Raw genomic sequence first — 25,763 nt, 5'->3', positions numbered from 1 at the left:
TTCCCCGGCCTTCCGGCCCGGCCCCAAGGGGGCGCGCGCCCCTGGCGGTCCGGCCTCCGGCCGGACCGGGGGCGGGCCCCCGAGGGCTTGGCCTCCGGCCGACCGGAGCCGGCGGCAAGCCGGCCTGGCGGCCCTAGCCCCGGCCTCCGGCCGGGCAGCCGGCCCAGGAGGGCATGGGCCGCCGGCAGTTCCGCCTTCGGCCGGGCCAGGCCGGGTCGACGGGGGCTACGGATCCCGGCGGTCCGGACGGGCCGAGGCCGCTGATCGGTCTTCGGCCTCGCCGGGGCAGCCCGGCGAAGCCGGCCGGTCGTGCCCGGCCGGGGTCGGATGTCGGCCAGGGGCCCTTCGGGGCCCCGGTCCCGGGTGGTTCGTCCTCCGGAGGTCGGGCCTCCGGCCAGGCCAGGCCGGGCCAACGGGGGCTACGGACCCTCGCGGTCCGGACGGGCCGATCGGTCTTCGGCCTCGCCGGGCAGCCCGGCGAAGCCGGCCGGTCGTACCGGCCCGGTCTCGCCGGCCCAGCCCGGTAGGGCCAGGCCAACCGGCGAAGCCGGCCGGCCGCCGGCCTCGGTCGGATGTCGGCCAGGGGCCCTTCGGGGCCCCGGCCCCGTCAGGGGCCGTACGCTTGCCGGGGCTCGGCCAACGGCCCCGGTCGCAGGGTCCGGTCGGCCGCCAAGCCGGCCGGTAGTGGGAGAAGTCGCGGTCCCTTCGGGGCCCTGGCCCCGCCGGGGCCTTTCGCTGTCCAAGGAGTGTGCGCCATCACAGCCTCCACCGTTCCGCCCCAGCGTGGCGCGGGGTCCGGCGAGGAGCCGGCCGTCCCGGCCGTCGCGCTGCGCGGCATCACCAAGCGGTTCCCCGGTGTCGTCGCCAACCACGACATCAACATCACCGTCGAACGCGGCACCGTGCACGCCCTGGTCGGGGAGAACGGCGCCGGCAAGTCGACCCTGATGAAGATCCTCTACGGCATGCAGAAGCCGGACGAGGGCACCATCGAGATCGACGGCGAACGCGCCTCCTTCGGCAGCCCGGCCGACGCCATCGCACGCGGCATAGGCATGGTCCACCAGCACTTCATGCTGGCGGACAACCTCACCGTGCTGGAGAACGTCGTCCTCGGTGCCGAGAAGCTGCACGGCATCGGGGCCCGCGCCCGCGCGCGGATCACCGAGCTCTCCGCGTCCTACGGGCTCGGCGTGCGGCCCGACGTCCTCGTGGAGGAGATCGGCGTCGCCGACCGGCAGCGCGTGGAGATCCTCAAGGTGCTGTACCGCGGCGCCCGCACCCTGATCCTGGACGAGCCGACCGCCGTGCTCGTCCCGCAGGAGGTGGACGCGCTCTTCGACAACCTGCGCGAGCTGACCGCCGAGGGCCTGACCGTCATCTTCATCTCGCACAAGCTGGGCGAGGTGCTGTCCGTCGCCGACGACATCACCGTGATCAGGCAGGGCACCACCGTCGGGTCCGTGGTGCCGGCCGAGACCACCCCCAAGCGGCTGGCCGAGCTGATGGTCGGCAGCGAGCTGCCGACCCCGGAGACCCGCGAGTCGACGGTCACCGACCAGCCGGTGCTCACCGTCGAGGGGCTGCGGCTCGCCGGCACCGACTCGGACGGGCTGCCGCGCGAGGTGCTGGGCGACGTCGGCTTCACCATCCACCGCGGCGAGGTCCTCGGCATCGCCGGCGTGGAGGGCAACGGCCAGGCCGAGCTGGTCGAGGCCGTCATGGGCATCCGCCGCCCGGACGCCGGCACCGTCACGCTGGACGGCGTCGACGTCTCCCGGGCCTCCACCAGGACCAGGCGCGAGTCCGGCGTCGGCTACATCCCGGAGGACCGGCACCGGCACGGGCTGCTGCTCGACGCGCCGCTCTGGGAGAACCGGATGCTCGGCCACGTGACCGAGCCGCCCAACGGCCGGCCGCCGTTCCTCACCATCGGCACCGCCCGCCAGGACACCCGGCGGATCGTCGAGGAGTACGACGTCCGCACCCCCGGCATCGAGGTCACCGCCGGCTCGCTGTCCGGCGGCAACCAGCAGAAGCTGATCTTCGGCCGCGAGATGAGCCACCACCCCAAGGTGCTGATCGCGGCCCACCCGACGCGTGGCGTGGACGTCGGTGCCCAGGCCCAGATCTGGGACCAGATCAGGCAGGCGAGACGCGAGGGTCTCGCCGTGCTGCTGATCTCGGCCGACCTGGACGAGCTGATCGGGCTCTCCGACAGCCTGCGCGTGATGTACCGCGGCCGGCTGGTCGCGGACGCCGACCCCGCCACCATCACCCCCGAGGAGCTGGGCACCGCCATGACCGGCGCGGCCACCGGCCACCTGGAGACCCCACCCGACCCGGAAGGCGGTGACGAGGCGTGAGGAACGCGCTGCGGATCGACCGCGAGAAACTCGTGCTCGGCGTCGCCGCCCCGCTGCTGGCGATCGTCACCGCCATCGCCATCACCTCGGCGGTGATGAGCGTCACCGGCCAGAACCCGTTCCGGGCCTACGAGGTGATGCTCGACTTCGGCACCAAGAGCGACAGCCAGGTCTGGATCGTCAACCGGGCCATCCCCTACTACCTGTCAGCGGTCGCCGTCGCCATCGGCTTCCGGATGAACCTGTTCAACATCGGCGTGGACGGCCAGTACCGGGTCGCCGCGTTCTTCGCGGCGGTGGTCGGCGGCGCGCTCAGCCTGCCGGGCGCCCTGCGGATCCCGGTGATCCTCCTCACCGCGATGGCCGTCGGCGCCGTCTGGGCGGGCATCGCCGGCTGGCTGAAGGCCAGCCGGGGGGTCAGCGAGGTCATCACCACGATCATGCTGAACTTCCTCGGCGGCTCGCTGATCGGCTACTTCCTCCAGCAGGGCCGGCTCGCCGAGCTGGACGGGAACATCGTCCACACCACGGACCTCCCGGACTCCAGCATGTTCTTCGAGTTCGAGACCCAGGTCCAGCCGGTCCACGGCACGGTGGTGATCGCCGTGCTGATCGGCATCACCTACTGGTTCGTGCTCAACCGCACCCGCTTCGGCTTCGACCTGCGGGCCGTCGGCATGTCCGAGCCGGCCGCCGAGGCCAGCGGCGTCAGCGTCAAGCGCACCGTGGTGACCGCGATGCTGCTCTCCGGCGCGGTGGCAGGACTGGTCGGCATGCCGACCCTGCTGAACGAGTCGGGCAACTACGGCAACGACTTCCCCGAGGGGCTCGGCTTCACCGGCATAGCCATCGCCCTGCTCGGCCGCAACCACCCGCTCGGCATGGGCTTCGCCGCGCTGCTCTGGGGCTTCCTCGAACGCACCTCCACCCAACTGGAGGCCGAGGACTACGCGCAGGAGATCATCCTCGTGATGCAGGGCGTCATCGTGCTCTCCGTCGTCGTCGCCTACGAACTGGTCCGCCGGTGGGGGATCAGGCGCCAGCAGCGCATGGTGGGCGAGGAACTGGCCGCCGCCCAGGGCGGCGCCTCCGGCTCGTCCGGGGCGACCCGCAAGAACGACTCTGACTCGGCGGAGGTGTCCGCGTGACCACGACCCTCTCCAACCTGGCCGCCAGAGTGCGACCCGCTCACGACCCCGAGGGCGGCGGGGGCCGCCGGCCCCGGCTGACGTCCGCCGGGCTGCTGCTCGTCGTGGCCGGCGCGCTGCTGCTGCTGTCCGTGGTGCGCGCCGTCACCGACGAGCCCAGCATCACCTCCACCCAACAGTGGACCAGCGCCATGACGTTCGCCGTGCCGATCGGCCTGGCCGGCCTGGGCGGCCTGTGGGCCGAACGGTCCGGCGTGGTCAACATCGGCCTCGAGGGCATGATGATGCTCGGCCTGTTCGCCGCCGGCTGGATCGGCTGGCAGCACGGGCCGTGGGCCGCCGTGGCGGCCGGCATCGTGGGCGGCATGCTGGGCGGCCTCGTGCACGCGCTGGCCACCGTCACCTTCGGCGTCGACCACATCGTCTCCGGCGTCGCCATCAACATCCTGGCGCTCGGCGTCGTCCAGTTCCTGGCCAGGCTGTGGTTCGGCGAGAACGAGGCGGCGTCCGCGGCCGGCGGCAACGACAAGCAGTCCCCACAGATGGACCGGCTCGAACCGTTCACCGTGCCAGGGGTCTCCGACGCGCTGGGGAACATCGCCGACCGCCACTGGTTCCTCGTCTCCGACACCGCGGGCATCCTGCGGGCCGCCGTCGCCAACGTGTCCTGGCTGACGCTGCTCGCCGTGCTGCTCTTCGTCGGCAGCTACTTCGTGCTGTGGCGCTCCGCGTTCGGCCTGCGGCTCCGCTCCTGCGGCGAGAACCCGCAGGCCACCGAGTCGCTCGGCGTCAACGTGTACCTCTACAAGTACGTGGCGCTCGCCGTCTCCGGCGGCCTGGCCGGCCTCGGTGGCGCCTACCTGGCCGTGCTGATCCGGATGTACCAGGACGGGCAGACCGGTGGCCGCGGCTACCTGGGCCTGGCCACCATGATCTTCGGCAACTGGCGGCCGGGCGGAGTCGCCGCCGGCGCCGGGCTCTTCGGCTTCATGGACGCGCTGCAGACCCGCGAGGCGGCCACCGTGCACGCCATGCTGCTGCTGTTCTCGCTCGGCCTGCTGGTGCTCGCCGTCTGGCAGTTCACCCGGGGCAAGCGCGCGGCGGCGGCCACCAGCGTGGTGCTGGCCGGGCTGTTGTGGCTCTGGTACGCCGCCAGCGACAGCATCCCGCGCGAGCTGATCACCGCCAGCCCCTACCTGGCGACGCTGCTGGTGCTCGCACTGTTCTCGCAACGGCTGCGCACGCCGCGCGCCGTGGGCAAGCCCTATCGCAGGGGCCAGGCGCGGTGACGGAGAATCCCGGGGTGAGCACCCCGACCCCGAATCCGACCCCGAACACCGCTGACGACGGCGTCGACTGGGCGGCGCTGCGCGCGGCGGCCAGGGACGCCATGTCCCGGGCGTACGCCCCCTACTCGGCGTACCCGGTGGGCGCCGCCGCGCTGGTCGCCGAGGACGGGCGCACCGTCAGCGGCTGCAACGTGGAGAACGCCTCGTACGGGCTCGGGCTGTGCGCCGAGTGCGGCCTGGTCTCCGCGCTGCACGCCACGGGCGGCGGCCGGCTGACCCACTTCACCTGCTGCGACGGGCGCGGCGAGATCATCCTGCCGTGTGGCCGCTGTCGGCAGCTGCTGATGGAGCACGGCGGCCCCGAGCTGCTGGTCGACACCCGGGACGGCATCCGGCCGCTGGCCGAACTGCTGCCGGACGCCTGGCAGTTGGAAAGCAACTGAGGAATGTGAGCAGTTGAACGGTATGGACGCCATCAGCGTGATCAGGGCCAAGCGGGACGGCCTGGCGCTGACGCCCGAGCAGATCGACTGGGTGATCGACGCCTACGTGCGGGGCGAGGTGGCCGACGAGCAGATGTCGGCGCTGGCCATGGCGATCTTCCTGAACGGCATGGACCGCGCCGAGATCGCCCGTTGGACGGCGGCGATGATCGCCTCGGGCGAGCGGATGGACTTCTCGAAGCTGCCGCTGCCCACCACCGACAAGCACTCGACGGGCGGCGTCGGCGACAAGATCACCCTGCCGCTCGCCCCGCTGGTGGCGGCCTGTGGGGCGGCCGTGCCGCAGCTGTCCGGGCGTGGGCTCGGGCACAGCGGCGGCACGCTCGACAAGCTGGAGTCGATCCCGGGTTGGCGTGCGTCGTTGTCCAACGACGAGATGCTGGACGTGTTGGGCTCGGCCGGCGCCGTGGTCTGCGCGGCCGGCGAGGGCCTGGCCCCGGCCGACCGCAAGCTGTACGCGCTGCGGGACGTCACGGGCACCGTCGAGTCGATCCCGCTGATCGCCTCGTCGATCATGTCCAAGAAGATCGCCGAGGGCACCGGCGCGCTGGTGCTGGACGTCAAGGTCGGCTCGGGCGCGTTCATGAAGACGTTCGCCGACGCCCGCGAGTTGGCCGAGACGATGGTGGGGCTCGGCACCGACCACGGGGTGCGGACGGTGGCGCTGCTCACCGACATGTCCACGCCGCTGGGGCTGACGGCCGGCAACGCGCTGGAGGTGCGGGAGTCCGTCGAGGTGCTGGCGGGCGGCGGCCCGGCGGACGTGGTGGAGCTGACGCTGGCGCTGGCCAGGGAGATGCTGGACGCGGCCGGGCTGCCGGACGCCGATCCGGCGGCGGCGCTCGCCGACGGCTCGGCGATGGACCGTTGGCGGCGGATGATCGCGGCCCAGGGCGGCGACCCGGACGCGCCGTCGCCGACCGCCCGCGAGACGCACACCGTGGTGGCGTCCCGGTCCGGTGTGCTGACCGGGCTCGACGCCTACGCGGTGGGCGTGGCGGCCTGGCGGCTCGGTGCCGGCCGGGCCCGCAAGGAGGACCCGGTGCAGGCGGCGGCCGGCGTGGAGCTGCACGCCAAGCCGGGGGACCGGGTGACGGCCGGCGCCCCGCTGTTGACCCTGCACACCGACACCCCCGAGCGGTTCGAGCCGGCGCTCGCGGCGCTGGCGGGCGACGAGGCGATCCGGATCGCGCCGTCGGACGCCGCGGAGGGCCTCCCGGGGTCCGGCGGCTCGATCGTGCTCGATCGCGTCGGCTGAGCCACCGCCCGACGTCCGGGCCGAAACGATCAGGTGAACCGACGGACTGACTGTCCGTTATGTCGGAATTTTTGCCATGATCGTCGGCGATGGCTAGTACCCTGAATGACGGACTTGGCGAAAGCCTCGGTGGAACGACACGGCGGGAGGTGACGCTGCGATGCGCAGTGACCCTCCCAGTCATCCCCCGCGCCGCGCCGGCACGCTCAGGTAGCCCCCCACCGTTTGGCGGCGGCTCCTGGGGCGGTCGGCGTGTGCGCGTGCCCCGGATGCCCGTGCTCGCCTTCCGTTTCCTGGGGGTTCCACCGCCATGACCCACCTTCCCGTGCTGCTGGACGAGCAGGACCTCGCCGGCGCCCTGGAGTGGCTGGAGACCCAGCCGCCGTACGCCATCGCGGACGAGATCGCCCGGATGGACGCCGTCCAGTCCGTGATCACCTTCCGGCTGCTCGACAAGGACCGCGCGCTCGAGGTCTTCGAGGAACTCGACCCCGTCGACCAGCAGCAGATCCTGGAGGGGCTGCGCGACCAGGCGTTCCGCGACCTCGTCGAGAACATGGACCCGGACGACCGGGCCCGGATGCTCAAGGAGGCGCCGGCCAAGGTCGCCAAGCGGGTGCTGGCCGGGCTGAGCGCCCACGAGCGGCAGATGACGGCCGCCCTGCTCGGCTACCCGGAGGGCTCGGTCGGCCGCTTCATGACCCCCGAGACGGTCGCCCTCCAACAGGACCTGACGGTCGAACAGGCGCTGGAGGTGGTGCGCCGCCGGGGCGCGCGGGCCGAGACCATCTACACCCTGCCGGTGGTGGACCGGGGGCGCCGCCTCACCGGCATCGTCGAGCTGCGCGAGCTCGTCCTCAGCGAACCGACCGCCATGGTCTCCGAGTTGGTGGTCACCGAGCCGCCGCGCGCCCAGGCCACCGAGCCGGCCGAGTCGGCGGCCCGGCTGATGCGCGAGACCAACGTCCTCGACCTGCCGGTGGTGGACAGCGAGGACCGGCTGGTCGGACTGCTGACCAGCGACGACGCCTTCGAGGTCATCGAGGCGGCCGACACCGAGGACGTGGCGCGGCAGGCCGGCGCCGAGCCGCTGGAGCGGCACTACATGTCGGCCAGCGTCTTCCAGCTCTCCCGCACCAGGATGCTGTGGCTGATGCTGCTGCTGGTCGCGGCGACGCTGACCGTCTCGGTCAACCAGGCGTTCGAGTCCACCCTGGAGTCGGTCACCCAACTCGCGCTCTTCGTCCCGCTGTTGATCGGCACCGGCGGCAACACCGGCGCCCAGGCCGCCACCGCGGCCGTCCGCGCCCTGGCGGTCGGCGAGGTCCGCACCTCCGACCTGCTCCGGGTCATCTGGCGCGAGTGCCGCACCGGCCTGTTGCTCGGCCTGATGCTGGCGGCCGTCGGCTTCGTGGTCGGCGCGGTCTTCGTCGGCGCCGACGTGGCGGCCGTCGTCGCCATCACCCTGATCGTCATCTGCGCCTGGGCCTCCACGGTCGGCGGCACCATGCCCCTGCTGGCCAAGAAGCTCCGCATCGACCCGGCGGTGGTGTCGGCCCCGATGGTGACCACCCTCGTGGACGCCACCGGGCTGGTCATCTACTTCACGACCGCGAAGCTGGTGCTCGGCATCTAGCCGCCTGGGGCTATGCTCTTGCCCCATCATCGGAGCAGATGATGATCACGGGGGCGAACGATCATGGTGCGACCAGCCGACTGGAGTCCCGTCGAGATGGACTCCGACCCGACTCCGGGGAATCCGGAGGAGGTGCGGACGCTGGCAGACCAACTCCAGACGTTCGCCGACGACGTCGGCGAGGCGTTGGGCCAGGTGCGGGGGATGTCCGAGGACCGGGCCGTGATGGACTGGGCCGGGTTGTCGGCGGAGGCGTTCAGGTCGGAGTTCGACGGGGTGCCGGGCAACCTGGAGAAGCTGCGGACCTCGTACGACATGGCGGCCCAGGCCCTCCAGACGTACTGGCCGAAGTTGGAGACCGCCCAGGGCATGGCCGACCGGGCCCTGGACCGGGCCATCGCCGCCCAGGCGGACCTGTCGTCCGCGCAGTCGGCGCTCTCCGACGCGCAGGACTGGGTGTCGCGGGCCGGTGACGAGGCCGATCGCCTGGAGCGCGAGGGCGAGCGCGAGAACGTGGAACCCCCGTCCGAGGCCGAGGTCCGCGCCGCCACGCGCGACGCGTCCGCCGCTGACCGGGCGGCCTCCGACGCCCAGGGCCGGGTGGACTCCGCCGAGGAAGCCCTCTCCGCCGCACGGGAGTTGGCCCGGCAGGCGAAGGAGATGCGGGAGGACGCGGCCGGCGCCTGCGCCTCGGACATCGACGAGGCGTCGGACGCCGGTATCCAAAACCGTCGTTGGTGGGAGGACGCGATCCACTGGGTGTCCGAGAACTGGGACACCATCGTGGAGATCTGCAAGGTCGTCGTCGCGGTGCTGGGCATCGTCGTGATGATCATCGGGGGCCCGCTCGCCCTCATCGTCCTCGCCGCGGCCCTCGTCGTCCTCGCCGACACCCTCTACGACTACGCCAACGGCCGGGCGTCGCTGTGGGACGTGGCCTTCGCCGCGCTCGACTGCATACCCGGCATGCGCGGCCTCACCACCCTCGGCGGCCTGGCACGCGGCATGCGTTCCCTCGCCACCATGGGGCTGCGTGGCATGGGACAGGGGCTGCGGGGCCTGGCCACCCGGGGACGGACGCTGATCGCCGACGGGATGCGGTCCGCCTTCGCCCGCCCGCGCGACATGATCCCCAGCGCCGGCACCGACCCGGTCGACCTGGCCACTGGCCACATGTTCCTGCCGCAGACCGATCTCACCCTGCCCGGGACGCTGCCCTTCGCGTTCACCCGCCGCGCCCAGTCCGGCTACGGCGCGGGCGGCTGGTTCGGGCCCACCTGGTCTTCCACGCTCGACCAGCGCCTCGAAGTCGACGACCAGGGCGTGGTGTTCCTCGCCGAGGACGGCCTGGTCCTGGCCTATCCCCACCCCAAGGTCCCCGAGTTCCCCGTGCTCCCGGAGGTCGGACCGCGCCGGCCGCTCCACCGTCAGGACGGCGGGGGCTACGTCCTCACCGATCCGTTCACCGGCCACGCCCGCCACTTCCGCCGCCCCGACGAGCGCGGCGAGTGCCGCCTGCTCGGCATATCCGACCGCAACGGCAACCGCGTCGACGTCGACTACGACGCCGAGGGCGCCCCGACCGCGATCCGCCACTCCGGTGGCTACCACCTCACGCTCACCACCGAGTCGGGGCGCGTCACCACCCTCGCACTCGGTGAGACGGTCGTCCGACGCTACGGTTACACCGACGGCAACCTCACCGCCGTCACCAACTCCTCGGGTCTTCCCCTCCGGTTCGGCTACGACGCGCGGCTCCGCGTCACCTCGTGGACGGACACCAACGACCGTGCCTACCACTACACCTACGACGACCGGGACCGCTGCGTGGCAGAGGCCGGCGAGGCCGGCCATGTCTCCCTCACCATCGCCTACGAGGGCCGCCACCCCGACTGGCCGGACGCCCGGGTCACGACGCTCACCACCGCGCGGGGCGAGACGACCCGGTATGTCATCGACGACTCCCACCGGGTGGTCGCCGAGCTCGACGGGTGCGGTGGGATCACCCGGTCCGTGTACGACTCCCAGCACCGGTTGACCGCCCGCACCGATCCGCTCGGCCACACCACCCGCTTCGGTCACGACGAGTCGGGCCGGCCCGTCACGGTCGAACACCCGGACGGCGGGACGACGCGGATCGCGTACGACGCGTCGGGCGGCCCGACCCGCGTCAGCCACCAGGACGGGACCGTCTGGAGCCACACCTACGACGCGCGGGGCAACCGCACGGCGGTGAAGGACCCGACCGGCGCCACCACCCGGTACGCGTACCAGGACGGCCGGCTGGCCGCCGTCACGGACCCGCTCGGCGCCACGACCCGGATCCGCACCAACGCCGCCGGCCTGCCGACCGAGATCACCGACCCGCTGGGCAACCGCGTGCTCCGCCGCTACGACGCCTTCGGCCGGATCAGAGAGACCGTCGACCCGCTGAACGCCACGACCAGGTTCTGGTGGACGCCCGACGGCCGACTCGCCCGCCTGCTGGGGCCCGACGGTACCGAAAGCTCCTGGACGTACGACGGCGAGGGCAACTGCGTCCGCCACACGGACGCCAACGGCGCGGTCACGGAGTACGAGTTCAGCCACTTCGACCTGATGACCGCCCGCACCGGCCCCGACGGCGTCCGCTACGAGTTCGAGCACGACGCCTCGCTCCGGCTGACCCTGGTCCGTGACCCGCGGGGCGCCACCTGGGAGTACACCTACGACGCGGCCGGCCGGCTGGTCGCGGAGCGGGACTTCGACGGCCGCCGGGTGACCTACGAGCGTGACGCGGCCGGCCGGATCACGAGCCGGACCAACGCCGCCGGGCAGACCGTGACGTACCGGCGCGACGCGCTGGGCCGGATCACCGAGAAGCGGGCCGACGGCGTGGTCACCCACTACGCGTACGACCCCGCCGGCCGGCCGCTGCACGTCACGGCGCCGGACTGCGACATCCGTTGGGAGCGCGACCGGCGGGGGCGCGCGATCGCCGAGTCGGTGAACGGCCGTACCCTGGCCGTGGAGTACGACCCGGCGGGGCGGCGCAGCGGGCGGACCACGCCCACCGGCGTGCGGGCGGAGTACGCCTACGACGCGGCCGGCCGCCGCACCGCGCTGACCACCTCGGGCCACCACATCACGTTCACCCACGACGCGGCGGGCCGCGAGGTCGCGCGCCGGGTCGGCGACTCGCTGCTGCTGGCCCACGACTGGGACCAGGCGGGACGGCTGACCGACCAACTCGTGTCACTGGACGGCGCGCCGCTGCACCAACGGTCCTACGCCTACCGGCCGGACGGGATCCCGGTGCGCGTCCACGACGCGGCGCGCGGCGGGGTCGACTTCGACGTGGACGGCGCCGGGCGGGTGACCGAGGTGCGGGCCGAGGGGTGGACCGAGTCCTACGCCTACGATCCGGCGGGCAACCAGACGCGCGCCGACTGGCCGACGCGGCGGGGTGGTTCGGACGTTCGGGGCGAACGCGCCTACGACGGCACCCTGTTGACCGGCGCGGGCGCCGTGCGCTACGAGTACGACGCGGCCGGGCGTGTCGCGCTGCGGCGTCGGAACCGGCTCTCCCGCAAGCCGGAGGTGTGGCGTTACGAGTGGAGCGCCGAGGACCGGCTGACGCGCGTCGTCACCCCGGACGGCACGGTCTGGCGCTACCACTATGACCCGTTCGGGCGGCGGCTCGCGAAGCAGCGCCTGGCGGCGGACGGGGCGACCGTCACCGAGGAGACCCGCTACACCTGGGACGGCCCGACGCTCACGGAACAGACCACCACGGGGCCGGAGCTGCCGTACCCGGTCACCCTCACTTGGGACCACGAAGGCCGTCGGCCCGTGGCGCAGACCGAGCGCCTCGGTGACGCGACCGGCCAGGAGGAGATCGACGCCCGCTTCTTCGCGATCGTCACCGACCTGGTGGGCGCGCCGACCGAACTCGTGGACGAGGCGGGGACCGTCGCCTGGCGGGCGCGGAGGACCCTGTGGGGCATCACCTCGTGGCCGGCGAACAGCTCGGCCTACACGCCGCTCCGGTTCCCCGGGCAGTACCACGACCCGGAGACCGGGTTGCACTACAACGTCCTGCGCTACTACGACCCGGAGAGCGCCCGCTACGCGACCCCGGACCCGCTCGGCCTGGCCCCGGCGCCCAACCCCATGGCGTATGTGCCCAACCCCCTGGCGTGGATCGACCCGCTCGGCCTGTCCCCCTATCCGGGCGGGGTGCTGGTGCCGAACAACCGACCGGACGACCTGGGCCTTGAGATGCTGGACATGGAGTTCTCGGGACTGACGCCGCTCACCGCGGGAACCCAGGCCTTCAACGACGCCGTGGGCGCCGGCGGGCGCTTCCTCTGGGCGGTGGACAGCAGCAGCAACCTGCATATCATCCAGGCCATGCCCGGAATCCACCATCCCGTCCTCACGGCGGGCGGTGACGTCTACGGGGCGGGACAGGTCGTCTTCGAGCCGGGCCGTCACCTCGCCGCGCAGATCGACAACATGACCGGCCACTTCACGCCGACGCCGGACATCGCCGAGAACTTCCTCAGCCAGGGCGTGGCCGCGTTCGAGAACGCGGGCGTCCGGGTCCGCTTCGACGGCATCACCGACTACGGCGGGAGGTCACCCGCGTGACGGACATCCGACGGGAGTTCCGCGAACTGCGGGACGCTACCGACGACGCCCGCGGCTCCTGGCTGTGCCGCAGGTTCCCGGACGGCGTGCCGAGCCAGTGGTGGACGGCGATGCTGGAGGCCGCCGAGACCCAGTGCTCCCCCCGGCGGCCGCTGCCGGCCGCCGAGCGGCTGGCCACCTGGGAGTTCGCCGCCCGACTCCTCGACCTCGTGCCGCGGTTCGGCGGGCTGAGCCCCTGCTACGTCGGCTACTGGCGAGTCCGGCTCGCGGCGATCGCGCTGCGCTACTCCCCACCACTCGACGGCCTCCCGCCCGAGTTCACCCCGGACGCCGCCGTGCGCTACACCCTCGACCACCTGCCGCTGACCCGGGAGAAGGCCCTCGACGCGGCCCACCGCGCGCGCCAAGGACGCCTCCACGTCCCCGGCGAGCCGATCACCCCCGGGCAACGCCCCCCCGAGGAGTCGGCGCGGCTCAACGACCTGCGCTGGGTGCTGCCGTCCCTCGACTGGCTGGTCGATCACCTCCGGGACGACGCCCTGCGGCGCGAGACGCGGGCCTGGCTGGACCTGGTGCCGCGGCTCTAGGGCCGTCTTCCGGATCTTCGTGGGGCCGCGTCGCCTGTCGGTGGCGGCTGGCACCATGACGGTAGGTCGTGGCCGGTGTTCGTCGAGCCGCGAGGTGACGGGAGGTCAGATGGGCGCTATCGAGGTCGAGGTGGTCGACGGCGCGTTGGCCGGTCTCTCCGGCACCGTGGTGTCCCGTGCGCAACACCGGGGTGACGGAGCTCGGCGACCTTCCCCGGCTGGTACCCGGCGTCACCTTCCGGGGGCTGGGCGAGACGCCGGCCGCCGAGCCCCAGGCAGGTGACGCCGGGGCCCCACCCGAACCGACTGTGCCCCTGCCGGAGCGTGAAGCCGCCGCGCTGTCGGCCGAGTTCGCGGCCGTCGGGAGCGGCGACCACCGCCGTCGTCGGCGACTGGAGCGTGCGCTGCTGGCCGGCCTGGCTCCCGGCTTCGTGACGGCCCTCCACGACCGGGCTCTCGGCCTCGCGCTGCTCACCACCGAGCGGGGGGAACCAGCCCTCGCCTACCTCTGCTGGGCGCCGGACGACCGGGGCGACGGCGTCACCGTCGAGCCGCCGGGCGGCCTGGAGCGGTTCGCCGATCCAGCGCTCGGCTACCACCTCTCCGTCGTGGTCGGCTCGGCCCCGCGCCACGTCGAACCGACCGCCACGGTGCCGGCGCCGGCGGGCCCCGTTCCCCGGCCCGTCCGCGACCTCTCGGCCGTCCACCACCATCTGGTCGCGCCCCATGACGCCCGCGTCGGCGGCGACCTGAGCTACAACATGCTCGGGTTCTTCTCCGACGACGGCTGGCGCGCGGTGTCCGAACGCCTCGGCTGGCTGCCGCCCGACCGCTTCGTCGTGGGCGTCGGCTCCAGCGACTTCAGCTGTTTCCTGCTCGACCTGGACGTCCTGGACGCCGCCGGCAATCCGACGGTGGTGAACTGGGCCCTCAAGGAGTGGGAGCTCGGCGGGCACCAGCAGTTCTGGGACTGGCTCGACACGACGGGCGCCGGGGAACTCCTCCGTTCCTAGGTCCCGTTCGGGGCCGGCGCTGTGCGGAGGGCGATCGCGCCGTTCTCCGTGCGGACCGTGACGGTGTGGGGGCTGTCCGCGGACTCCGGCACGTCGACGTCGACGTCGCCGTTCTCGGTCGTGGTGGCCACCCGGTAGGTCGCCCGGGGGAGTTCCACGGTCACCGCGCCGTTCTCGGCGGTGGCCGTCACCGCCTCGGGGACGGCGGCGAAGGCCAGGCGGATCGTGCCGTTCTCCGTCGTGGCCCGGACATCGGCGGCGACGGCGTCGGCGACGGTGATCGCGCCGTTGTCCGAGGTGATCTCCAACGGCGCGGTGAAGCCGGTGGCGGTGATCGCGCCGCTGCCGCCGGCCACCGTCACCGCCGTGCCGCGCGGCACGCGTATCTCGTAGCGGACGTCGCACCAGCCGATCAGTCCGCAGTCGGTGGTCAGGCTCAGCGTGCCGGTGTCGTCCGACAGGTCCCAGTGCGCCTCGGGGCGGTCGCCGAGCAGGGTTCGGCCGGAGAGCCGGCGGACCACCTCCACCTCGTCGACGTCGGCCGGCCGGACGTCGAGGGCGCCCTCCCCGGCGGCGATCGTGAGGCGGTCGCCGACCGGGCCGAAGTCGCGCCGCTCCGTCGTGGCCTCCGTGGTGGTGACCACGGCGAGGGTGCCGATCGCGGCCGCGGCGGCCAGGGTCAGCGCGCCGACGAGGGCGAGGGGGCGCGGGGTCATGGGGAGCCTCCGGATCCGGATTTGGATACTTAAGGTATTCGATACCAAGGGTATGCTGCGGGTCGCGGTCACCACCAACCGGAAGGACCACCGCCCGATGTCCCGTTTCCTCCACTCGCTCGGCCGGCTCGCCTTCCGGCGACGCGGGCGCTTCGTCGCCGGCTGGCTGCTGCTCCTGGCACTCACCGGCGGGGCGTTCGCGGCCGTCGGAGCGAGCCTCGACAGCGAGGCGACCATCCCCGGATCCGAATCGCAGGCCGGCATCGACCTGTTGGAGCGCACCCTCCCCTCGGCGACCGGGGTGACGGCGCAGTTGGTCTTCCAGGCGCCCGAGGGGGAGGCCGTCGCCGACCCGCCCCACCGCGAGGCGATCGAGCGCGCCGTGCGGGAGGCGGGCGAGGCGCCGCAGGTCGAGCGGGCCGTCGACCCGTTCGCCTCCGGCACCGTGTCGGAGGACGGCCGCACCGCGCTCGCCCAGGTGCTCTACCCGATCAAGCGCGACGCGCTGGAGGACTCCAGCGTCACGGCCCTGGAGGACATCGCCGCGCGGGCCGCCGGATCCGGCCTCCGGGCCGAGGTCGGCGGCAGCGTCTACAGCACGGCCGGCGTCGAGGTCGGCATCGGCGAGGTCATCGGTCTCGCGGTCGCCGTCGTCGTGCTGCTGACGACCTTCGGCTCGCTGCTCGCCGCCGGGCTGCCGCTGCTGACCGCGCTGATCGGGCTGGTCGTCGGGCTGCTCTCGCTGATGCTGGTCTCCAACGCCGCCACCGTCTCCTCGACGGCCCCCACGCTGGCCCTGATGATCGGCCTCGCGGTGGGCATCGACTACGCGCTGCTGATCCTGTCCCGGCACCGCGGCCAACTGGCCGCCGGCATGGCGGTCGAGGAGTCGGCGGCCCGCGCCACCGCGACCGCCGGCGCGGCCGTCGTCTTCGCCGGTCTCACCGTGATCATCGCGCTCGCCGGGCTCACCGTCGTCGGCATCCCGTTCCTGACCGTGATGGGACTCGCCGCCGCCTGGACGGTGCTGCTCGCGGTGGCCGTCGCCGTCACCCTGCTGCCGGCGCTGTTCGGCCTGGCCGGGGAGCGGCTGCGGCCCAGGCCGGGGTCGCGGGCCGCCCGGCGCGCCACCGCCGCCGACTCCCGTGGCGCCGGCCGGCGTTGGACCGCCCTGGCGATCAGGCGACCGCTGGTCACCGTGGTCGCGGTGACCGCCGCGCTGCTCGCCGTCGCGCTGCCCGCGCTCCGCCTCGAACTCGGCATGCCGGACAACGGCACCGCCGCCCCCGAGACCACCCAACGCAGGGCGTACGACCTGATATCCGACGCGTTCGGCCCCGGCAACAACGGCCGACTGCTGGTGCTGGTGCGGACCGCGGAGGGCGCGGACCCGGTGGCGGCGGCCACGACGGTCGCGGCCGGGCTCGACCAGCCGGGCATCGCGGCCGTGAGCGAGCCGCAGCCCGCCGACGACGGCCGCACGGCCATCGTCACCGTCGTCCCCGAGGACGGGCCGCGCGACGAGCCCACCAAGCGGCTGGTCCGCGACATCCGGGCGGCCGTGCCGGCGCTCGCCGCCGCGGTCGGCGCCGAGGTGCTGGTCACCGGGTCGACGGCCGCCGCCATCGACCTGTCCGACCGGCTCTCCGACGCCCTGCTGCCGTTCGCGGCCGTCGTGGTCGGCCTCGCGCTGGTGCTGCTCCTGCTGGTGTTCCGGTCGATCGTGGTGCCGCTCAAGGCCGCCGCCGGGTTCCTGCTGTCGATCGGGGCGGCGCTCGGCGCGGTGGTCGCGGTCTTCCAGTGGGGCTGGCTGGCCGACCTGTTCGGGGTGGCGACCGCCGGGCCGGTGTTCAGCTTCACGCCGATCCTGCTGATCGCCGTCCTGTTCGGGCTCGCGATGGACTACGAGGTCTTCCTGGTCTCCCGGATGCGGGAGGAGTTCGTGCGCACCGGTCACCCCCGGGAGGCCGTGGTCGCCGGCGCCGGGCACGCCTCACGGGTGGTCACCGCGGCGGCGCTGATCATGTTCGCGGTGTTCGCGAGCTTCGTCACCGTGGAGGACCTCAGCCTGAAGCCGATCGCCCTCGGCCTGGCCGTCGGCATCGCCATCGACGCCTTCCTGGTGCGGATGACCCTGGTCCCGGCCGTCCTGGCCCTGACCGGCCGCGCCGCCTGGTGGCTGCCCCGCTGGCTCGACCGCGTCCTCCCCGACCTCGACGTCGAGGGCGCGCGGCTCGACCGAGCGGACGACCAGCGCTGAGACGTCCGTGCCTGGCGGTCTCAACTGTTCTCGGCGGCGCCGAACTCGGGTGCGCGAGGCGGGCTGTCGTGTAGAGCGAGCAGGGACCAGACTCTCGTGGTCTGTCGCGTCGGCTGGGTGCTCCTCATACGATGAGCACCTCGACAAGGAGCACAGTGGATCTCATAGCACCGGTACCGTCGCGGAGGCTTGGGCCGTACGCGTTGACCGATGACGGGATCGCGGCGCTGCTGGCACGCTACGAGTTCCATGATTCCGGCATCCGCCGGGTGATCGTTGACCAGGACTTCGGATGGAAACCGCGGGGGCGGGCCGTGAGGCTGGTGATCGACGCCCGGGTGGTGGACGAGGCCCTGCGATGGGAGCCCGTGTGCCTGGACCTGGTCGATGTGAAGCGATTTCGGATCGACGAGAGCCAGGGGGCTCCCGCGGGGGTGCTCTATGATCCCCCGCGGTTCACCCGGTTCAACGGGCTGATGCAGGTCGATCTGTGCGCTGAACGCTTCGGCCGCCTTCGTCCCACCAGCGGGGAGGAGGTCTTCGAGGGTTCGGAGTGGGTCTTCGAGGCGGTCGGGGGCACGTGGAGCGTCCTGGAGTCGTGGAGTGTGTGACAACCCTCGGACGGCTGTTCCGCAGAGCGAACGAGAATGAGACTCTTGTGGTCTGTCATGAGGAACTCGACGGCCTTCTCCTGGAGTTCGGGATCGCGGGAGCGCAGGTAGCCATCGGTGCCGAAGTGCAGCCACTTCGTGTACCCGTTGTATGCCTCGGCCTTGTTCGTCGCCCTGGTGATCTGCTCCCGTAGCCGTGGGTCCGACAGGTAGCGGATTCGAGTGGCATTCCTGTGAGGATCGGGCGTTCGGCTGGCCGACGCTGGAGCTCTCCCAGCCGTTCCACCCCAGGGGCCACGGCGATCCCTGTACCCACCTGTTGCAGCTCTCCGGTGTGAAGTGGCGGCTATTGCTTGTATCTCCTCCGCCCATCCACAAAGGCCGTCCGCAGGCGCTCGTTCCATCGCGCGATTAGAGTGGGAGGGGCGAGTGCGTCGTGTGAGATGAGGGGATGGCGTGATGGCGAAGGTCCTTTTTATCGTGAGCGGGGCGACGTATTGGGGACTCAAGGACGGCACCAGGCATGCCACCGGATACTGGGCCGAAGAGTTCGCGATGCCGTACCGGAAAATCACGGAAGCCGGCCACGAGGTCGTGGTGGGAACACCCGGCGGCGTGATTCCGAACGTCGACATGATGAGCCTGCGCCCCTCCATGGCGGGCGGCGAGGACCGGGCCCTCGAACTGGAGAACATCATCCGTTCCGCGGAGGTGATGCGGCGGCCCCTCAAGCTGTCGGATGTCCGTCTCGAAGACTACGACGCCGTCTACCTACCCGGCGGCCACGGTCCGATGGCAGACCTGGCGTGGGACGCCGACGCCGGTCGACTGCTGACGGCGCAGCTCGCCTCGGGTAATCCCCTCTTCATCGTGTGCCACGGCCCCTCCGCGATGCTGGCCACCAGGATCCACGGTGAGTCACCTTTCAAGGGATATCGGGTCACGTGTTTCACCAACGAGGAGGAAGAAGGCGTCGGACTGGCATCTCGGGTGACATGGCTGCTGGAGACCGATCTACAGGAGAAGGTCGGTGTCGAATTCAGTCGTGGCCCGGTCTGGGAGCCGTACCTGGTGGAAGACCGCAATCTCGTTACCGGCCAGAACCCCGCTTCGGCCGCGGTGCTGGCCGACCGGCTCCTGGGAATTCTGAAGTGAATCGGTGGTGGATGACTCGGTGCGGCTGAGAAAGAGCCGCAGGCACCGAAGCCGCGAACAACCTGCGGCAGAACCTCGCTCGCCCGCGTCATCCCCGCGCGGCGTGGCCGCCCTCACGTCGCAGGTAGCGAGGTGCGTGGCTCGACCGAGCGGATGACCGGCGCTGAGATGCCCGGATTTGGTAGTCTCATTTCTGGTACTACCAAAAATGGGCGCCTCCGCTCGCTGCGGGGCCTGAACGTCTTGAGGGGTCGCCTGGTGGATGCGTCGGGCTTCGTCGGTCGGCAGCGCGAACTGGCGGCGCTGAACGGAATGTTGAAGCGGGTCACGGCGGGTGGCCGGGCCGGGCGCCCCGGGCGGGCTGCCCTGATCCGAGGCCGGCGCCGGGTGGGCAAGTCGCGGCTGGTGGAGGAGTTCATCGAGCGCGCCGGTCTACCGAGCCTCTTCTTCACCGCGTCCGCGCTGCCCAGCGCGGACGCGGATCTGGCGATGTTCACCGAAGCCCTGGCCGCCTCCGACCTGCCGGGCGCGGCGCTCGCGGCCGGCCCGCTCGGCAGCTGGGACGCGGCGCTCCGGCTGCTGTCCGTCGCCGTGCCGCAGGACAGCCCGTCGATCGTGGTGCTCGACGAGATGCCCTACCTGATCAGGAACGACACCGGCTTCGAGGGGACCCTCCAGAAGATCTTCGACCGCGAGCTGTCCCGCCGGCCGGTGCTCCTGCTCTGCGTCGGCTCCGACCTCGCGATGATGGAGCGCCTCAACGACTACGACCGGCCCTTCCACCAGCGGGGCACGGAGCTCGTCGTCCCTCCCCTCAATCCGGCCGACGTGGCCGAGCTGCTCGACCTGCCGGCCGCCGAGGCGTTCGACGCCTATCTGGTGACGGGCGGACTGCCTCTGGTGCTGGAGGAGTTCGAGGCCGGCGCCACCGTGTTCGACTACCTGGAAGGCGTGGTGGCGGATTCCGTCTCGGCCTCCCTGGTGAGCGGCGAACGGTCGCTCGCCGCCGAGTTCCCGGCCGAGGCGCAGGCCAGGGCGGTGCTGGGGGCGATCGGCTCGGGTGAGCGCACCCATGCGCTGATCGGCAGGGCCGCCGGCGGACTGGCGCCCACCAGTCTGGGCCGTTCGCTGCGCCTGCTGACGGACAAGCGGGTGGTGGAGGCGGCCAGCCCGCTCTCCACCCGCCCCTCGCGGGAGACGCGCTACGCGGTGGCCGACCCGCACCTCCGCTTCTGGCTGGCCTTCCTCGGTCCCGGCCTGCCGGACATCGAGCGGGGCCGGGGCGATCTGGTGCTCGACCGCGTCCGCCGGTCGTGGACCGCCTGGCGCGGCCGGGCGATCGAACCGGTGGTGCGGGAGGCGCTGCTCCGGATGCGCACGGGGGGCCTACCCGAGGGCTCCGGCGCGATCGGCGGGTACTGGACCCGCACCAACGACCCCGAGATCGACGTGGTGGCCGCCGACCGGGGCCCCGTCGCCAAGCGCGTCACGGCCGTCGGCTCGATCAAGTGGCTGGAGCGGAAGCCGTTCGACGCCCGCGACCTCTCCCGCCTCATCCTGCACCGCGGCCGACTCCCGGGCGCCGACGAGAACACCCCGCTGCTCGCCGTCTCCCGCTCCGGCGTCACGTCCGACGTCGGCGCGGGCGTCCAGGTCGTGGGCCCGGAGGAACTGCTGGCGGCCTGGCGGCCGTAGGTCTTCCGCCTCGAAGGGGAGGCGCCGTGCCCACCACGGGCGGGGGCCGGCGGCCGTCGTCCGCGTCAAACCCGGGGTTGACGCGCCGCAGAACCTGCCGCTGTGTACTGGTCCCGCAGCAGAGACGAACACCACGACGGCGTCGACGGCTGCGCCGGCGGCATGACAGGAGGCGAGACCAGATGACCAGCCGCATAGGTGCCGTGTTCCGGCGCCTCCTGGCCCCTCGGCCCGCCGACAGCCCGTGTCTCGACTGGATCGGCGATACCAACAGCGCGCACACCCCGGGCCCGGGCGGTGTGTGCCTCCGCTGCGGCAACCCCACCGCACCGGCCGCCGCCGCTCCTGACGGCCCGGTTCTGTTCGCCGCGGGCGTCGGCCTCCCGGAGCAGGGCGCTGAGGTCCGGACGCGGCTCGGTCGGCGCGGCTGTGCGGAGTGTGGCCAGCAGGCGCCGGGCCGCCGGGACGCGGCAGGTGCCGAGCCAGACCAACTGGGCCGACCACTCGGCCGGACGGGAGTCGGTCCGCTTACCAGGAGGGGGACGACGTCGGCCGTCACACCGAGGAAAAGGACGAGGTGGTGGCTTACCCGAAGGGCTACGCTCACCTTCGGGCGTTGGCGCTCCCGCCAGGCCAGTCGCTCGACATGATTCGATCCGTCGCGGAAGGCACCTACCGTGGAGCACGCGTTCCGAGTGGAACTCGGCGTCGCCGGTTGGCGGAAGAGCAGCTTCAGCGACACGGGGGGTGGCTCGTGCGTCGAGGTGGGGGACGGGGTTCCCGTCCTGGTCTTCCCGGGTGGGGCCTGGGCCGCGGTCGTGAGGACCGCGTGAACCGGCGGCGGCGGAAGAAGGCCGAGGGGCGGCTGGTGGTGGCCGCCATGGTCGGTGAGCCGGCCGTGGTGGCGCGGCTGTTGCGGGCCGGGGTGAGTCCGGAGGCGAGCGACGTCGACGGGATGACGGCGCTGTACGCCGCCGCCGTGCACGGCGACGCCCACTCCGTGCGGCTGCTGTTGCGGGCCGGCGCGGCGCCGGACCGGGAGAGTGCCGGGGTGGGGTCGGAGGGCACTCCGCTGTGCGCGGCCGCGTGTTGGGGGCACGAGGACGCGGTGCGGGAGCTGTTGGCGTTCGGAGCGGGGCCCGAGGTGCGGGAGGACGCGGGAACCGGGCTCACGCCGCTGGAGTGGGCGCGCGGTGGGCCGCATCCGGGGACCGAGGCGCTGCTGCTGGCCGCGACCCAGGGTTGATACCGCCGGTACTCGATACCCTGGGTGCATGACGGAAGAGACTCCGCAGGGTCCCATCCCGCGCGTCCCCCGCGACGAGGTGCGTCGGCGGCTGCTCGCCGCGGCCGCCCGGGTGTTCGCCGAACGCGGCTACGCCGACAGCAGGTTGGCGGACATCGCGCGCGCCGCCGGCTTCACCAAGGGCGCCGTCTACTCGAACTTCGGCAGCAAACAGGAGCTGTTCGGCGCCATCCTCGGCGAGGGCTCGGCGGACGAACTGGCCGCCGTGCGGGCCGGCGTCGGCGAGAACGACGGCCCGGCCGAGGCCGTCGAGCACGCCGCCGGCCTGGTGGCCGGGCGGATCGTCGCGGCGGACGAACGAGGCCAGCTCGGGCTTGAGTTCGCCGCGCAGGCGGCGCGGGACGAGGGCATCAGGGCGATCCTGGTGCCGTTGCGGCGCGCCCAACGGGAGGCGGCCGCCGGCTCGTTCGCCGAGGTCGCGGAGCGCACCGGGGCCCGGCCCCGGGTCAGCCCCGAGGTGGCCGCGCTCATCCTGCACTGCCTGTCCAACGGGCTTTCCAACGAGCACCTGGTAGACCCGGAGTCGGTGGGGCCCGAGCAGGTGCGGGAGGCGCTGACCACCGTGCTCGGGCTGCTGGTGCGACCATGACCAGGTGAAACGTACTCTCTTCAGCTCAGGATCCGTGCTCGACGTCGTCTCCGGTGAGGTCAGGGGAGCCGACGTGGTGGTGGAGGGCGACCGGATCGTGGCCGTCGGCCGGGGGCTCGACGGCGACGAGGCGGTCGACTGCGCGGGCTCGCTGCTGGTGCCCGGGTTCATCGACTGCCACACGCACGTCGCCCTGAGCCAGACCATGAAGGACTCCTTCGGCCTGGCGCGTTCGGTGCGGCCGCTGTCCGCCGTGCCGGTGCTGCGGACCCTGCTCGGGCTCGGGATCACCACCGTGCGGGACGCCTGGGGCGCCGACGCCGGGATCCGGGTCGCGGTGGAGCGCGGCTGGATCGAGGGGCCGCGGATCCTGGTCTCGCTGCGCCAGGTGTGCACCACGGGCGGCATCGGCGACCACTGGTCGATACGCGCCGGCGACCTCGACTTCTTCGGGGACCCGGCGATGCCCGAACCGGTCTTCGACGGGCCGGTGGACGCCCGGGCGGTGGTGCGGCGGATGGTGCGGGCCGGCGCCGACTGGATCAAGGTGACGGCCAGCGGCTCCATGTCCCGCGGGGTCGGGGTGCACGACGTGCAGCTGACGCCCGGGGAGATGGCCGCCCTGGTGGACGAGGCCACCCGGCAGGGCGGGCGGGGCGTGATGGTGCACGCGCACGGCGCCCGGGCGGCGGAGCTGGCGGCCCGCTCCGGGGCGCGCTCCGTCGAGCACGGCATGTTCCTCGACGAGGCGGCCGTGGGCGCGATGGCCGAGGCCGGCACCTGGCTGGTGCCGACCCTCTCCGTCTCGCAGAGCGCCTCGGACCAGGTGCCGGCGGAGGCCGCCGAGGCCCACCGGCGCTCCGTGCGGCTGGCGATCGCCGCCGGGGTGCCGATCGCGATGGGCACCGACAACCCGGTGCGGCCGCACGCCGAGGCGCTGCGCGAGCTGGAGCACCTGTCCGCGGCGGGCCTCGGCCATGCGGGGGCGCTGCGCGCCGCCACGATCGACGCGGCCCGGCTGCTCCGACTCGCCGACGACCGGGGGGAGATCGCCGACGGCAAGCGGGCCGACCTGGTGCTGCTCTCCGGCATCGGCCTCGACCCGGCGACCCTGGAGTCCAGGATCGCCGGCGTCTGGCGCGACGGGCGCCGGGTGGCGGGCGGCTGAGCCCGGGTTCCGGCCGCCTCGCCGCCTCGTCGTCTCGACCTCAGAGACCGATGTCGCGGTTCCTGAGGTCGCTCAGGGACTCCCGACGGACCTGCAGCCGGGAACGCCCCTCGGCCACCGCGACGACCGGTGGCCGGCCGACGAGGTTGTAACTGGCCGCCATCGAGAGGTGGTAGGCCCCGGCGACGGGCATGGCCAGCAGGTCGCCGGGGTGGACGTCCGCCGGCAGCGGGGCGTCCCTGACCAGCACGTCGCCGGCCTCGCAGTGCCGGCCGACGACGGTCGTGGCCCGGCGCTCCGCCGTGGATCCGCGGCCCACCAACCTCGGCTCGTACCGCACCCCGTACAGCGCGGGCCGAGGGTTGTCGCTCATCCCGCCGTCGACGGCGACGAACGTGTGGGCGGTGGCGCGCTTCACCGAGAGCACCCGGTAGAGCACCACGCCGGCCGGGCCGATGACGGCGCGGCCAGGTTCGACGGCCAGCCGGGGCACGGGCAGCCCGGTGGCGGCGCAGCTCTCCGCCAGCTCGGCGCGCACCCGGCGGCCCAGCTCGGGCACGTCGAGGGCGGTGTCCCCGGTGCGGTAGGCCACGCCGTGGCCGCCGCCGATGTTCAGCTCGGGCAGCACCGCACCGTACTGGTCGCGCAGCCGGGCCAGCAGGCCCACGGTGCGCCGGACGGCCGTCAGATACGGCTTGACGTCGGTGATCTGGGAGCCCAGGTGCCAGTGGAGGCCGACGAGTTCGAGGTTCGGCTGGGCGAGGACGCGGCCGATGACGTGCTGGGCGGAGCCGTCCACGAGGGACAGCCCGAAGTGCTGCTCCTCGGTGCCGGTCCGCACCTTCTCGTGGCCGCCGGCGGTGATCCCCGGCACGATCCGGACCAGGACCTTCTGGCGGTCACCGGCCGATACCCGGCTGGCCAGCCGGGCGACCTCCGCGCCGTTGTCGATGACGATCCGGCCGACGCCGAGCCGCAGCGCGGCCCGCAGGTCCTCCGGGCTCTTGGCGTTGCCGTGCAGCAGCATCCGCTCCGGCGGGAAGCCGGACACGACGGCCAGCTCCAACTCGCCGGCGGAGCAGACGTCCAGCCCGAGGCCCTCCTGGCGCAGCCAGTGGGCGACGCCCCGGCACAGGTACGCCTTGGCCGCGTAGTAGACGTCGGCGTCGGGGAACGCCTCCCGGTAGGCGCGGGCGCGGTGGCGGACCTCGCCCTCGTCGAGCACGTAGGTGGGGGTGCCGTGGTGGCGGGCGAGTTCGGCGAGGGACACCCCGCCGAGCAGGACGTCGCCGTCGGTGGCGGGGCGGGCGGACCGCGGCCAGACGGCGAGGTCACCGCGTGTTTCGTGGGTGATCATGACGGTGCTCCCTACGCGGCCAGGAGCGTGCCGCGCGCGGGGCGCCCGGCGTACTGGTCGGGCCCGGCGCCGGCGACGAGCGGTGGATCGATGGTTAGGGTGTGCACGCCGAGCGGCGCGACGAGGGCGCGCAGCGCGGGTTCGGAGAGCCGGACGCACCGCTGCCACGGGCCGAGGGCGGCGACCAGACCGCGCTCGCTGGTGAACCCCACGGCGGTGCGTTCGCCCCGAGGGGTGCGGAAGAGGCGAGCGGTCACGCCGCTCACCGGACCCGGCCGGACGGGAACGAGGTAAAGCCCGGCCGGGACACGATCGGATGGGTCGTCCGCGTTCATCGCGGCTACCTGCCTTTCTGGAGACTGCCCGCCCGACGCTATGCCCGCATACGCCCCGATGGCGGGGGTCGAGACGCGTTCCTGACGGTGTGGGGGCCAGCCTTGACGAACCCCTCACTTCGGACCGGTCGGGGTGGTG

The 25,763-nt window shown here is 72.9% G+C and carries 20 protein-coding genes and 1 pseudogene; 17 read left to right on the top strand and 4 right to left on the bottom strand.

Annotation, left to right across the window (positions count from 1 at the left end; translation table 11 throughout):
• Positions 1-746 precede the first annotated feature (746 nt).
• The 9 genes from E1283_RS06030 to E1283_RS05990 all read left to right on the top strand — a co-directional run bounded on the left by E1283_RS06030 (position 747) and on the right by E1283_RS05990 (position 14,432).
• Positions 747-2,366, top strand: a complete 1,620-nt coding sequence (locus E1283_RS06030) for an ABC transporter ATP-binding protein (RefSeq protein WP_243744629.1) — start codon at positions 747-749, stop codon at positions 2,364-2,366.
• The gene (locus tag E1283_RS06025) at positions 2,363-3,514 is read left to right on the top strand and encodes an ABC transporter permease (RefSeq protein ID WP_132816831.1); all 1,152 of its coding nucleotides are present in this window, start codon (positions 2,363-2,365) and stop codon (positions 3,512-3,514) included. Before E1283_RS06030 ends, E1283_RS06025 begins: the two co-directional genes overlap by 4 nt.
• Positions 3,511-4,803 carry an ABC transporter permease gene (locus tag E1283_RS06020; protein ID WP_132816830.1) on the top strand — a complete coding sequence of 431 codons (1,293 nt, stop codon included), beginning with the start codon at positions 3,511-3,513 and terminating at the stop codon, positions 4,801-4,803. Before E1283_RS06025 ends, E1283_RS06020 begins: the two co-directional genes overlap by 4 nt.
• A gap of 14 nt (positions 4,804-4,817) precedes the next feature.
• Positions 4,818-5,246 (top strand): cytidine deaminase, encoded by a 429-nt coding sequence (locus E1283_RS06015; RefSeq protein ID WP_207930311.1) that lies wholly within the window; start codon positions 4,818-4,820, stop codon positions 5,244-5,246.
• Between the two features lie 22 nt (positions 5,247-5,268).
• Positions 5,269-6,564, top strand: a complete 1,296-nt coding sequence (locus E1283_RS06010; RefSeq protein WP_132816834.1) for a thymidine phosphorylase — start codon at positions 5,269-5,271, stop codon at positions 6,562-6,564.
• 310 nt (positions 6,565-6,874) lie between these two features.
• On the top strand, positions 6,875-8,200 hold the full coding sequence (gene mgtE / locus E1283_RS06005; protein WP_132816828.1) for a magnesium transporter: 1,326 nt from the start codon (positions 6,875-6,877) through the stop codon (positions 8,198-8,200).
• Between the two features lie 63 nt (positions 8,201-8,263).
• Positions 8,264-12,832 (top strand): DUF6531 domain-containing protein, encoded by a 4,569-nt coding sequence (locus E1283_RS06000; protein ID WP_132816827.1) that lies wholly within the window; start codon positions 8,264-8,266, stop codon positions 12,830-12,832.
• On the top strand, positions 12,829-13,419 hold the full coding sequence (locus E1283_RS05995; RefSeq protein ID WP_132816826.1) for a hypothetical protein: 591 nt from the start codon (positions 12,829-12,831) through the stop codon (positions 13,417-13,419). Before E1283_RS06000 ends, E1283_RS05995 begins: the two co-directional genes overlap by 4 nt.
• 176 nt (positions 13,420-13,595) lie before the next feature.
• Positions 13,596-14,432: a hypothetical protein gene (locus E1283_RS05990; RefSeq protein WP_132816825.1), complete on the top strand. Its 837-nt coding sequence runs from the start codon at positions 13,596-13,598 to the stop codon at positions 14,430-14,432.
• On the opposite strand, the gene E1283_RS05985 is transcribed toward E1283_RS05990, so the two are convergent.
• Positions 14,429-15,148, bottom strand: coding sequence for a DUF4097 family beta strand repeat-containing protein (locus E1283_RS05985; RefSeq protein ID WP_132816824.1), 720 nt, complete (start codon positions 15,146-15,148; stop codon positions 14,429-14,431). The two genes, E1283_RS05990 and E1283_RS05985, sit on opposite strands and share 4 nt — an antisense overlap.
• 97 nt (positions 15,149-15,245) lie before the next feature.
• Here E1283_RS05985 and E1283_RS05980 point away from each other — a divergent pair, with 97 nt between their 5' ends.
• Both E1283_RS05980 and E1283_RS38570 read left to right on the top strand, forming a co-directional pair.
• Positions 15,246-17,408 (top strand): MMPL family transporter, encoded by a 2,163-nt coding sequence (locus tag E1283_RS05980; protein ID WP_132816833.1) that lies wholly within the window; start codon positions 15,246-15,248, stop codon positions 17,406-17,408.
• A gap of 155 nt (positions 17,409-17,563) precedes the next feature.
• A complete protein-coding gene (locus E1283_RS38570) occupies positions 17,564-18,019 on the top strand; it encodes a hypothetical protein (RefSeq protein ID WP_243744627.1) in 456 nt (151 codons plus the stop codon).
• A gap of 71 nt (positions 18,020-18,090) precedes the next feature.
• Here the strand turns inward: E1283_RS38570 and E1283_RS39825 are convergent.
• A pseudogene (locus E1283_RS39825) lies at positions 18,091-18,423 on the bottom strand (Tn3 family transposase); the annotation flags it as partial.
• Between the two features lie 55 nt (positions 18,424-18,478).
• Between E1283_RS39825 and E1283_RS05970 the strand changes: the two are divergent.
• The 6 genes from E1283_RS05970 (at position 18,479) to E1283_RS05945 (ending at position 23,932) form a co-directional block, all read left to right on the top strand.
• Positions 18,479-19,174 carry a type 1 glutamine amidotransferase domain-containing protein gene (locus E1283_RS05970; protein WP_207930310.1) on the top strand — a complete coding sequence of 232 codons (696 nt, stop codon included), beginning with the start codon at positions 18,479-18,481 and terminating at the stop codon, positions 19,172-19,174.
• A gap of 258 nt (positions 19,175-19,432) precedes the next feature.
• The gene (locus tag E1283_RS05965) at positions 19,433-20,869 is read left to right on the top strand and encodes an ATP-binding protein (protein WP_279571238.1); all 1,437 of its coding nucleotides are present in this window, start codon (positions 19,433-19,435) and stop codon (positions 20,867-20,869) included.
• Between the two features lie 677 nt (positions 20,870-21,546).
• Complete coding sequence (locus E1283_RS39655; RefSeq protein ID WP_132816821.1) at positions 21,547-21,702, top strand: DUF397 domain-containing protein; 156 nt, start codon at positions 21,547-21,549, stop codon at positions 21,700-21,702.
• A complete protein-coding gene (locus E1283_RS05955) occupies positions 21,699-22,115 on the top strand; it encodes an ankyrin repeat domain-containing protein (protein ID WP_132816820.1) in 417 nt (138 codons plus the stop codon). Before E1283_RS39655 ends, E1283_RS05955 begins: the two co-directional genes overlap by 4 nt.
• Before the next feature lie 28 nt (positions 22,116-22,143).
• Positions 22,144-22,764, top strand: coding sequence for a TetR/AcrR family transcriptional regulator (locus E1283_RS05950; RefSeq protein WP_132816819.1), 621 nt, complete (start codon positions 22,144-22,146; stop codon positions 22,762-22,764).
• 4 nt (positions 22,765-22,768) lie between these two features.
• Positions 22,769-23,932 carry an amidohydrolase family protein gene (locus tag E1283_RS05945; RefSeq protein ID WP_132816818.1) on the top strand — a complete coding sequence of 388 codons (1,164 nt, stop codon included), beginning with the start codon at positions 22,769-22,771 and terminating at the stop codon, positions 23,930-23,932.
• Positions 23,933-23,972: 40 nt separating this feature from the next.
• Here the strand turns inward: E1283_RS05945 and lysA are convergent, their stop codons facing one another.
• Entirely contained in the window at positions 23,973-25,289 is a 1,317-nt protein-coding gene (gene lysA, locus E1283_RS05940) for a diaminopimelate decarboxylase (RefSeq protein WP_132816817.1), read from the bottom strand.
• A gap of 11 nt (positions 25,290-25,300) precedes the next feature.
• Positions 25,301-25,546: an SAV_915 family protein gene (locus tag E1283_RS05935; RefSeq protein WP_243744626.1), complete on the bottom strand. Its 246-nt coding sequence runs from the start codon at positions 25,544-25,546 to the stop codon at positions 25,301-25,303.
• Positions 25,547-25,763: the final 217 nt, after the last annotated feature.

The organism is Streptomyces hainanensis (assembly GCF_004348415.1).
GTDB lineage: Bacteria > Actinomycetota > Actinomycetes > Streptomycetales > Streptomycetaceae > Streptomyces > Streptomyces hainanensis.
Note: the sequence above shows the minus strand (reverse complement) of the source record. Positions and strands in the feature narration are given on the sequence as shown.

What these genes read in the sequence shown, in the direction of transcription:
- E1283_RS06010 (WP_132816834.1), top strand. Translation starts at nt 5,269, where the DNA reads ATGGACGCCATCAGCGTGATCAGGGCCAAGCGGGACGGCCTGGCGCTG.
- mgtE (WP_132816828.1), top strand. Translation starts at nt 6,875, where the DNA reads ATGACCCACCTTCCCGTGCTGCTGGACGAGCAGGACCTCGCCGGCGCC.
- E1283_RS06000 (WP_132816827.1), top strand. Translation starts at nt 8,264, where the DNA reads ATGGTGCGACCAGCCGACTGGAGTCCCGTCGAGATGGACTCCGACCCG.
- E1283_RS05985 (WP_132816824.1), bottom strand. Translation starts at nt 15,148, where the DNA reads ATGACCCCGCGCCCCCTCGCCCTCGTCGGCGCGCTGACCCTGGCCGCC.
- E1283_RS05980 (WP_132816833.1), top strand. Translation starts at nt 15,246, where the DNA reads ATGTCCCGTTTCCTCCACTCGCTCGGCCGGCTCGCCTTCCGGCGACGC.
- E1283_RS05970 (WP_207930310.1), top strand. Translation starts at nt 18,479, where the DNA reads ATGGCGAAGGTCCTTTTTATCGTGAGCGGGGCGACGTATTGGGGACTC.
- E1283_RS05950 (WP_132816819.1), top strand. Translation starts at nt 22,144, where the DNA reads ATGACGGAAGAGACTCCGCAGGGTCCCATCCCGCGCGTCCCCCGCGAC.
- lysA (WP_132816817.1), bottom strand. Translation starts at nt 25,289, where the DNA reads ATGATCACCCACGAAACACGCGGTGACCTCGCCGTCTGGCCGCGGTCC.